The 9,342-nt window shown below is 35.1% G+C and carries 10 protein-coding genes; 9 read left to right on the top strand and 1 reads right to left on the bottom strand.

The window, feature by feature from the left end; all coding sequences use genetic code 11:
• Positions 1–106 precede the first annotated feature (106 nt).
• From dat to LOK41_RS23135, 7 genes are all read left to right on the top strand, one after another.
• A complete protein-coding gene (dat, locus tag LOK41_RS23165) occupies positions 107–982 on the top strand; it encodes a D-amino-acid transaminase (protein ID WP_241818472.1) in 876 nt (291 codons plus the stop codon).
• A gap of 97 nt (positions 983–1,079) precedes the next feature.
• On the top strand, positions 1,080–1,727 hold the full coding sequence (locus tag LOK41_RS23160; protein ID WP_241818467.1) for a nitroreductase family protein: 648 nt from the start codon (positions 1,080–1,082) through the stop codon (positions 1,725–1,727).
• Between the two features lie 278 nt (positions 1,728–2,005).
• Positions 2,006–2,494, top strand: a complete 489-nt coding sequence (locus LOK41_RS23155; protein WP_241818466.1) for a hypothetical protein — start codon at positions 2,006–2,008, stop codon at positions 2,492–2,494.
• 354 nt (positions 2,495–2,848) lie between these two features.
• Complete coding sequence (locus LOK41_RS23150) at positions 2,849–3,718, top strand: AraC family transcriptional regulator (protein WP_241818465.1); 870 nt, start codon at positions 2,849–2,851, stop codon at positions 3,716–3,718.
• Between the two features lie 105 nt (positions 3,719–3,823).
• A complete protein-coding gene (locus LOK41_RS23145) occupies positions 3,824–4,372 on the top strand; it encodes a cysteine hydrolase family protein (RefSeq protein WP_241818464.1) in 549 nt (182 codons plus the stop codon).
• Between the two features lie 271 nt (positions 4,373–4,643).
• Positions 4,644–4,886, top strand: a complete 243-nt coding sequence (locus LOK41_RS23140; protein ID WP_241818463.1) for a hypothetical protein — start codon at positions 4,644–4,646, stop codon at positions 4,884–4,886.
• A gap of 16 nt (positions 4,887–4,902) precedes the next feature.
• The gene (locus LOK41_RS23135) at positions 4,903–6,573 is read left to right on the top strand and encodes an IS200/IS605 family accessory protein TnpB-related protein (RefSeq protein ID WP_241818462.1); all 1,671 of its coding nucleotides are present in this window, start codon (positions 4,903–4,905) and stop codon (positions 6,571–6,573) included.
• 322 nt (positions 6,574–6,895) lie between these two features.
• On the opposite strand, the gene LOK41_RS23130 is transcribed toward LOK41_RS23135, so the two are convergent.
• Entirely contained in the window at positions 6,896–7,345 is a 450-nt protein-coding gene (locus tag LOK41_RS23130; protein WP_241818461.1) for an NUDIX hydrolase, read from the bottom strand.
• 194 nt (positions 7,346–7,539) lie between these two features.
• On the opposite strand from LOK41_RS23130, the gene LOK41_RS23125 reads away from it, so the two are divergent.
• Together LOK41_RS23125 and LOK41_RS23120 are read left to right on the top strand one after the other, a co-directional pair.
• Positions 7,540–8,658, top strand: coding sequence for a GAF domain-containing sensor histidine kinase (locus LOK41_RS23125; protein ID WP_277818737.1), 1,119 nt, complete (start codon positions 7,540–7,542; stop codon positions 8,656–8,658).
• A gap of 14 nt (positions 8,659–8,672) precedes the next feature.
• Positions 8,673–9,308 carry a response regulator gene (locus tag LOK41_RS23120; protein ID WP_241818460.1) on the top strand — a complete coding sequence of 212 codons (636 nt, stop codon included), beginning with the start codon at positions 8,673–8,675 and terminating at the stop codon, positions 9,306–9,308.
• Positions 9,309–9,342 lie beyond the last annotated feature (34 nt).

Here is a 9,342-nt window from a genome sequence, read left to right as displayed (position 1 = left end):
ATTTGAAGTGATGTGTTTTTTTATAAATTAAAATAACTGAAAATTATTTCTATTTAATGGGATAAGTTGTAAAATGGAGTTAAGAATAAGTAAAGGAGTGGAAAAAGTGAAAGGTTCTCATAAAGATTGGATTTTATTTAATGGGAGAATTGTGAATACGAAGGAAGAGCAGCCAATGGTGGCGCTCGAAGAACGTGGTTTTCAATTTGGTGATGGTATATATGAAGTGTTTCGTTTATACAATGGGAAACCTCACTTATTAGATTTACATTTAGAAAGATTTTTTAAATCTATGAAGGAGATTCAGCTTGTTCCACCTTTTACTAAAGAAGAATTAATTGAGCAACTTCAGCAATTAATTGAAAAAAATCAATTTCAAGAAGATGGGAATGTATATATTCAAATTTCAAGAGGTATGCAGCCCCGAAATCATGTATATGAATCCAATTTAGTGCCAACTTATTTCGCAAATATCGTTTCATTCCCGAGACCGATTTCTGTAATGGAAAAGGGAATAAAGGTAACAGTGGAAGAAGATATTCGCTGGAAGTTTTGTCATATCAAATCTTTAAATCTTCTCCCTAATATTATGATTAAGAATAAAATTAATGAAGAAGGGTATCAAGAAGCAATATTAGTTCGAGATAGGATTGTAACAGAAGGTTGCCATTCAAATTTCTTTATTATAAAAAATAATAAAGTGATTACGCACCCGGCAGATCATTTTATTTTACATGGAATTACTCGTTATCATGTCATTTCATTAGCAAAAGCTCTACATATTGAAGTAGAAGAGCGAGAGTTTTCATTACAAGAAGTATATGAGGCAGATGAATGTTTCTTTACAGCAACACCTCTTGAAATATTTCCTGTCATTCAAATAGGAAAAGAGCAATTTGGTAATGGAAAAAGAGGAGTAATTACGAAGAAGCTACAAGCTGCTTATGAGGAGAGTATTGCGTCTTTAAAAGTAATAAACTGAATGTACAAGGAAAATGGAGCTGGTATTCCACCAGCTTTTTTCGTGATATAATCAAACGTAGAATGATTTTTGAAAACGCTATAAAAGGGGATTATATATGAAATATGAAGCATTTAAAGAAGTGATTCACGGAAGACGTAGTGTTCGAAAATTTACAGAACAAGAAGTATCAGTTCGTGACATGGAAGAAATTATTGATTGTGCTCGTTACGCACCAAGTGATACAAATTCACAAACGTGGGAATTTATTGTCATCATGAATCGGGATAAAATTAAAGAAATTGAACAAATGACATGGGATGCTTTACATAAATTGGCTGAACAAGCAGCGGAAAAGGGCGAAGAAAAAGCAGGTAAATTACTTACACGTTCATTTGGACCATACGCAACTGCATTTTCTGATGCACCGGTTTTAATCGTATGTTTAGCTACACTTTACAAGTCAAAGTTTCGTGAAAAAATATTTGATCCAATTGACTTCGTTCCAGATTCAGTATGGGAAGAAGAGGGGATTAAGAGTAGTTGTTTAGCTGCACAAAATTTAATGTTAGCAGCACACGCAAGAGGACTTGGGACTTGCCCGATGACAGGGCCTGTGTTATTAGCTCAAAATGAATTGCGACAATATTTACAAATTGAGCCTGAGAAACAAATCAATATGGTAATTTCACTCGGTTATCCGAAAGACCAGCCCAAAAAACTTGCTCGAAAAGAAATTGAGGATATTACAAAATTTATTTTTTAGGATGTTGTGTAAAAAATAGAAAAAAGGCATTGGTGCGCCCAATGTCTTTTTTCTATTTTTTCTAGAAGGGAATATTTTTTGCTAATAATGGGCTAAAATGGAGAATAAGAAGGAATTCCTAATTATTTCTTGAAAAAATTAATGATGTTAAAAAAGAAAATATGGTACAGTAATAGTGAACAGAATGTTTGTTCACGGAAGTTTAAAAAACTGAACTTAAAACAGATAATTATTTTTGTATAATAAATGAAAGAATAAATTTACAGGGGGGATGAATTTTGAAAAAATTCATAATCGCTGGATTGTCTGCTTTGTTATTGGTTGGGTGTGGTGTTTCAAATGAAAAAGAAGAAGCCCAGTCTATAAAAGAAGAACAAGTTGTAAATGCAAGTGATGAGAGTGTAACTTCTTTTCCTGAGGGGACAATGCCAATTGGTGAAGGGAAAGTAAAAGTAATTACACCAGATGGTACTTCTGAAGATGGAAATATACCAACTGTATTTGTAAAGAAAGACGCTCTAATTCAGCAAGTTGAATTAGAACTTACCAATTTTCAAAAGGATAAAGAAACATTTGTATTCGTAGATAATATATTTGAAGATAAACATCATGTTACGAGCATAACGCAGACAACAGTAGAATTAAAACAAAAAACGTTAGAGGCAGGGTATCACACAGTAACTGCAGTTCAATTTGAAAATAATGATCCATCAGGAAAAGTTATTAACTTTGTACAGGCTAAATTTGAAAATAAACCTGCACATTAAAAAGATATATTTTGTTATGTTAGAGAGAAAAAGGTACATCACGTTAAAGAGTGGTGTGTCTTTTTTGTTTTTATGTGCCTTAGATCTTCTATGGAGTACGACTTTATATGTGTATATAATGCAACATGATAATATGTTTATCCCGCTATTGGCGGATAGTAAGAGCTACACTTCAAAATCCAGCGAAGGAAAATAAGTTAGGTGAGAGATGAAAAAACACCTAATTAAAATCTCACTTTAGCCCTTATAAATATGTAGTTACAAGAAATTGGATCGGTTACAATGGGGAATAGCACAAATTATCAAAAAAAGATTTTGATGAAAATATAAAATAGAATAAAGGGAGAGTTGGGGATGGATTATTTCAAAAGAATACAAAGCTCTATTGAATTTATTGAAAGTAATCTACAGGATGAATTGAATATTGTTGAGGTTTCTTCGCAATCTTGTTTTTCTCCATTTCATTTTCAAAGGCTTTTTCAAGCAATTACCGGCTTTTCTGTACAAAAATACATAAGAAATAGGAGATTATCTGAAGCTGCTATTTCATTAAGGAAAACAAAAAAGAATATATTAGAAGTTGCAATTGATTTTCAATATAATTCCCAAGAAGCATTTACACGTGCGTTTGTAAATTATTTTGGAATGACTCCTGCTAAATATCGAAAGTTAGAAATCGCTTTGCATTTACAAGCTAAACTGAATTTTTTTGACTATAAAAAGGAGATGAAGGAAGAGTTGATTATGAATAAACCTAATATTTTACAATTAAACAAAAGAAATATTATCGGTGTTGAATATAAAACCAATCTAAACAATGAAAAATACTTTGAGGAAATTCCTGGTTTTTATTTTGATTTTGGACGTAATGAATATTATTTGCAAATTCCTAAGAAGGCTGCACCTAATATGCCATATGGTATCGCATGTAATTTTCATGATGATGGTAATTTTTCGTTCATTGTTGGAGAAGAAGTGCAGGAGTTTGCTTACGAATTAGAAAAAGGGTTTGTTAATTTTGAAATTCCAGAAGGAAAATATGCTGAATTCAAAGTAAATGGCGCAGCTGATTCAGTTCAAAATACGAGAAGGTATATTTATGGTACATGGCTACCAAACTCGAATTATGAAAGAAGAGAAGGACCAGATTTTGAGATTACCGATGTATTACAATCAATATATCCAAATCAAATGAAAATGACAATATATATACCTATAGTATAAATACCTTGTAGGAATCTTGTATGAAAATGTCGAATATAGTATACTGCGTCGTAAAAACACGTTTTCTATTGTTTAACGTGAAACGAGTAGGGAGGAAAAGATGTAATGAAACGAGCTCTTATCAATATTGATTATACATATGATTTCGTGGCTAAAGATGGTGCTTTAACATGTGGGAAGCCAGGGCAAACTATTGAAAAGCCTCTTGTAGAGGTTACCAAGCAGTTTATTGAAAATGGAGATTATGTTGTATTTGCCATTGATAGGCATGAGGGAAATGATTCCTATCATCCAGAGACACAACTATTTCCGCCGCATAATATAGCGGGTACAAAAGGAAGAGATTTATACGGAGAGTTGCAAAACCTGTATGAAAACTATCGTAACAATGAGAATGTATACTATATGGACAAAACACGTTATAGTGCTTTTGCTGGAACGGACTTAGAAATGAAACTAAGAGAAAGGGGTATACAAGAAGTTCACCTTGTTGGCGTATGTACGGATATTTGTGTTCTCCATACAGCGGTGGATGCTTATAATAAAGGATTTCACATCGTTGTACACGAAAAAGCAGTGGCTTCTTTTAATGAACAAGGACATGAGTTTGCCTTAGGACACTTCAAGTCTTGTTTGCACGCAGAAGTACAGTGAAGGTAGAGGAAACATTGAGGATCATACCTGTTAGTAACTGTCTAGTTATATTAAAAAAGGACCATTTATTTTTAAAAATGCAATGTTATACATTATGTAATTTCGGGTACATCACTTACTTGAGAGTGATGTGCTTTTTATTTTATATACTTATTCAGTAAATAATAGCGTGTCAATCAGAGATTTGTTGTTATTGCATATGAGAGTGTAGCACGTTATGGATATACATAGATTGTGTAAACATAAGGAAAGATAGCTATAGGTGATCAAAATGAAGAAAAAACTTTTAGTTATCTTATTATTTTCCTTTGCAATGCATATGTCATCAAATCAAATGACGATGGCAGAATCTCAAACGAACGTTGTAGAAAAGTTTATCATTTTAACCGAGAAGACCCCCTCCTCTAAACGAAGTGAAGGTGGGGGTCTTCTCGGTTTTTTCTTTTTAAAGAAAACGTCTCTTTTTTTTGCAGAACATACGTTTGAATCGGTGTATAATGATCTTATCAAATAAAAGGAAGTGAAAACAGGTGAAGAAAGCGTATTTTTCGAAACGGATCTACAAGATAGATGTACCGCATGAAATGGTAGATACATTGGCAGAGACAATCGAAACATTTAATCAGGCGAAACGTTTTGCATTTCAAACGATTGTTCGTGAAAAACGTTGGAACCGTAAGTTGTATCCAGACAGTCTTCATCTCGTTCTCAAGTGGAACTATCAATTGAATGATTATTATGCAAACAGTGCGGCGCAAGAAGCAAAGGCGTTGTTTACAGGTTTAATGGCGTTACAAAAACGATATGAGAAGCAAACGCAAGAGAAGCTTAAGAAGCTCAAGAAAAAGTTGAAACAAGAACGGACAAAACTAACAAACCTTCGCAAAATCAAACAAAGTTGTGTGAAAGGAACGCTGACGTTTCCGAAAAACACCCGCTTCGCGAAGCACAACAACCTCATTTCCTTATCTCGTAAAAAAGACACCTTAATTTGGCTAAATGAATATTTGTTTGAACACCAATACTTAGATGTTCAAATCAAAAGAATTCAGGCGAAAATCGGTCATCTCACTCACAGACAATCCCGTTTAACGCAAAAACTTTCATCCGATCAAACGCATATTCCAAGTGCAGTATTTGGAAGCAAAAAACTGTTTCGCTCGCAATTTACCATCCGCGAGTTTGTACGTAACCATGACAAATGGAAAACATTATTTTCCCGTGCTCGAAATAAACAACTGATCCTATCTGGACGGAAAGATGCCAAACATGGGAGTTTTGTGTTTCAGTATGTGCCCGAGACAAAAGAATTGTGGATGACGACAAGTTCTGGGAAAACACTTATGTTTCCAGCTGTTACGTTTCCGTATGGACAAGAAGTCATTGAGAAGGTAATCACAACTCAATTACAGTGTAAGAATAAGAAAAAGCATGGCAAACCGATTGCATGGTCTGTTGAAGACCACGGGGAGTATTACATTGTAAAATGTTTATTCGATGTGCCGAAAAACCCTCATACGAATTACAGTATATCAGATGGTGTGATCGGTGTAGATTGTAATCTTGAGCATTTTGCTTGGGCAAATGTAACGAAGGATGGGAATTACAAAGGAAGTGGTTCCCTCCATTTTTCGATTCTAGGTAAATCCACCGGACAAATCACAAAGATCATCGAAGTGGAGGCGATTCGCTTAGTAGACTTAGCGGGGCGGTATAACAAGCCGGTTGTCATCGAGAAGTTAGATACGACCCAATCGAAAGCAGGGGATCGCTATGGGAATAAGCGAGCGAATCGGATGAAGAGTATGTTTGCGTATGAGAAGATGACAAGTGCAATTTTGAATCGTGCAGATAAAAGGGGCGTGGCTGTCTTTCAAGTAAATCCCGCTTACACTTCAATCTCCGGAAAGATGAAATACATGCGGAAATTCGGTATCTCTATTCATCAATCCGCGGCTTTTACGATTGGTCGCCGGGGATTACGGTATAAAGAAAAAGTACCTTGGGTGCTTCAGCCTTATATTCCAAAGAAAGACGCACATCACTGGAGTCATTGGCAGCAATTAAACAATCGATTGGATATTCGCACGCATCATTTCTATCAGCTATACGATGTGAATCAGCCGCAAGAGGCATTGCAAATCGAGCGATTAAACTTATTTGAAAGTGAAAAGAAAAAACTAGTAAAACTATTTGTATGATAAAAAAGAACACTTTGTCCCAGATTTTTACGCTTATTACCAGAGCAGATAATAAGTCTAGGAACTGGATGCATGACAAAGTGTTCTAGCCTCGATATAAGAAAAAGTAGTTGCACCTATTTTGTTTGCCTTTTGTCGGAAGATAGAATAGGTCGTCTTACATTCCATACAGACACTACCGAACTCTATATCGTTGTATCCTCTTTGTTGAACGCGGGAACTGTTTTTGTGAGGGGAGCCCACCTACCTCAAGCTCTTGTAGAGGTAGGTGGGGGTAGTTCAATAAAAAGGTAATGATCTTTTCTATGTAAGAACTTTTACTTTATACGGCTACAACCTGCTGTTGAATGAGTTTCTTAATAAACGGGCTAATCTTTTCTGGTAATTGATTCAAGTTGAAAAATTTAACTTCTAAAGATTCTGTGCCATCGGCCTGTAGAATGCCACCTTTTATTTCTTTACACATATAAGCAATTGTGATGGGATAAAATTCATCACCATTCGGTAATTTCACAAAAAATTCTTTTCCAGAAAAAACACCTACTAAATCGAGTTTTCCAATTTCAATACCTGTTTCTTCGAGAACTTCACGCCTTCCTGCTTCTTCTGTTGATTCACCTAATTCAATAAACCCACCAGGAACACCCCAAACACCACTTTTTCTCTTCTGAAGTAAAATTTGTCCTTGCTCATTTAAAACAGCAACAGCAACTCCTGCTAGATTAAGTGGTCGTGAACCCACAATTTCGCGTAAGTCTTCAATATAGCCCATAGTATTGTCCTCCAATAATAGATTGTAAATTTTAAATTATGTATTCGAGATGGTGCTACTTTATTCCTTTATATTTGGATTTTTAAGAAGTTGAAGAGGTAATGGTTCTCCAAAACATAAAAATTTCACATACCATACTGTATTTTGTAGTTTTTAGAAATTTCTTAATGTTATAATGATAAATGGTGATGAACATGAACTATGATGAAAAACAAATGCGCCGGTTAGAGGCATTAAAAGAAATTGCAGAGTTGTTAAATGAGGCAACGGATTTACAGGAAATGTTAGAGGAAGTATTACATACACTATTGCAAGTTATGAATTTACAAACAGGATGGGTATTTTTTATTGATAAAAAAGGAACGCATCGTATGCTTGTTGATAGAAATTTGCCACCAGCACTCACATGGAAAGAAAAGAAACCGATGTGTGAGGGAGACTGTTGGTGTGTAAATCGATTCGTAAATGGGCGTCTAGAAAAGGCGACAAATATTATTGAGTGTAAACGAATTGAAGATGCCATTGAATATAATTGGGGAGAGACGGAAGAAATTACACATCATGCGACGATTCCTCTTCGCGCTGGAGCAGAGAAGTTCGGCTTATTAAATGTCGCTTCATCTCATAAAACACATTTTACAGAGGAAGAACTGGCATTGTTAGAAGCGATTGCGTTCCAAATCGGAACAACAATACAACGAATTCAGTTAGTTGAGAAAGAGCGGAAATATGTAGTGGTAGCGGAGAGAAACAGGCTTGCACGCGATTTACACGATTCGGTGAAACAATTGCTATTTTCCATTATGTTAACGGCTAGAGGTACTCTTGATATGACGAAGGACAAAGAATTACAAGAGATGCTTAGTTACATAGGCGAATTATCGCAAGAAGCGCTAGAAGAGATGACATTATTAATTTGGCAATTACGTCCAGAAGGATTAGAAAAAGGGCTTGCAGAAGCAGTGCAGAATTATGGAAAACTATTAGGTATTCAAGTAACAATTCGAATTGATGGGGTTATTTCAATTGGTGATGAAATAGAAGAAGCGCTATGGCGTGTGAGTCAGGAAGCCTTACATAATTGTAAAAAGCATGCTTCATGTGAGAGGGTATCTGTTAGCTTGAAAACAGAAAATAATAAGTTGAACTTTCAAATTGAAGATAACGGCATTGGGTTTGTTAGAGAAACAGTAAGAGATTCAGCACTTGGTTTAAAAAGTATGAAAGAACGAATTGAACTGATGAAAGGAACATTTCGAATCAAAACGAAGCCGGGGCAGGGAACAAAGATTGAGATTCAATTACCGGTTTGAAAGGGAGAATTGCATTGAAAATTAAACTATTACTTGTAGAAGATCATCATATTGTTCGGAGGGGACTCGTATTCTTTCTAAAAACGAAAGAGGAATTTGAAATTATAGGAGAAGCAGAGAATGGGGAAGATGCGTTAGCGCTTGTTCAAAAAGAAAAACCAGATGTAGTATTAATGGATGTGTCAATGCCAAAAATGGATGGAATTGAAGCGACAAAAAGCTTGAAGCAATATGACGCTACAATTAAAATCCTTATGTTGAGCAGTTTTTCAGAGCAAGATTACGTTCTTCCAGCGCTGGAAGCTGGTGCGGATGGTTATCAACTAAAAGAAGTACAACCAGATCAACTTGTTGCTTCCATTATTGCTGTATATCAAGGTAATACAAATTTTCATCCAAAAGTAACACCTGCTTTGCTCAGACGACCAGTAGCGCAAGAGAAAAAACAAGATAGTTTATTTATGTTGACAAAAAGAGAAAAAGAAGTACTTCGTGAGATTGCAAAAGGAAGAAGTAATAAAGAAATAGCAGCAGAGCTTCATATTACAGAACAGACAGTTAAAACCCATGTTTCAAATGTCCTTGCTAAATTAGAAGTAGATGATCGAACGCAAGCGGCTTTGTATGCTGTGAAGAATGGTGTTGTATAGAAAAAGTATATAACAATACCGAATAAAGGTTTTT

Source organism: Bacillus sp. TL12 (assembly GCF_022625245.1).
Taxonomy (GTDB): domain Bacteria; phylum Bacillota; class Bacilli; order Bacillales; family Bacillaceae_G; genus Bacillus_A.
The sequence above is the reverse complement of the archived record's forward strand: the minus strand, read 5'-3'. Positions and strand labels throughout refer to the sequence as shown.

Excerpts from the sequence above, each read along its gene's own strand:
- LOK41_RS23160 (WP_241818467.1), top strand. The coding sequence starts at position 1,080 with ATGAAATATGAAGCATTTAAAGAAGTGATTCACGGAAGACGTAGTGTT.
- LOK41_RS23150 (WP_241818465.1), top strand. The coding sequence starts at position 2,849 with ATGGATTATTTCAAAAGAATACAAAGCTCTATTGAATTTATTGAAAGT.
- LOK41_RS23145 (WP_241818464.1), top strand. The coding sequence starts at position 3,824 with ATGAAACGAGCTCTTATCAATATTGATTATACATATGATTTCGTGGCT.
- LOK41_RS23140 (WP_241818463.1), top strand. The coding sequence starts at position 4,644 with ATGAAGAAAAAACTTTTAGTTATCTTATTATTTTCCTTTGCAATGCAT.
- LOK41_RS23130 (WP_241818461.1), bottom strand. The coding sequence starts at position 7,345 with ATGGGCTATATTGAAGACTTACGCGAAATTGTGGGTTCACGACCACTT.
- LOK41_RS23125 (WP_277818737.1), top strand. The coding sequence starts at position 7,540 with ATGAACTATGATGAAAAACAAATGCGCCGGTTAGAGGCATTAAAAGAA.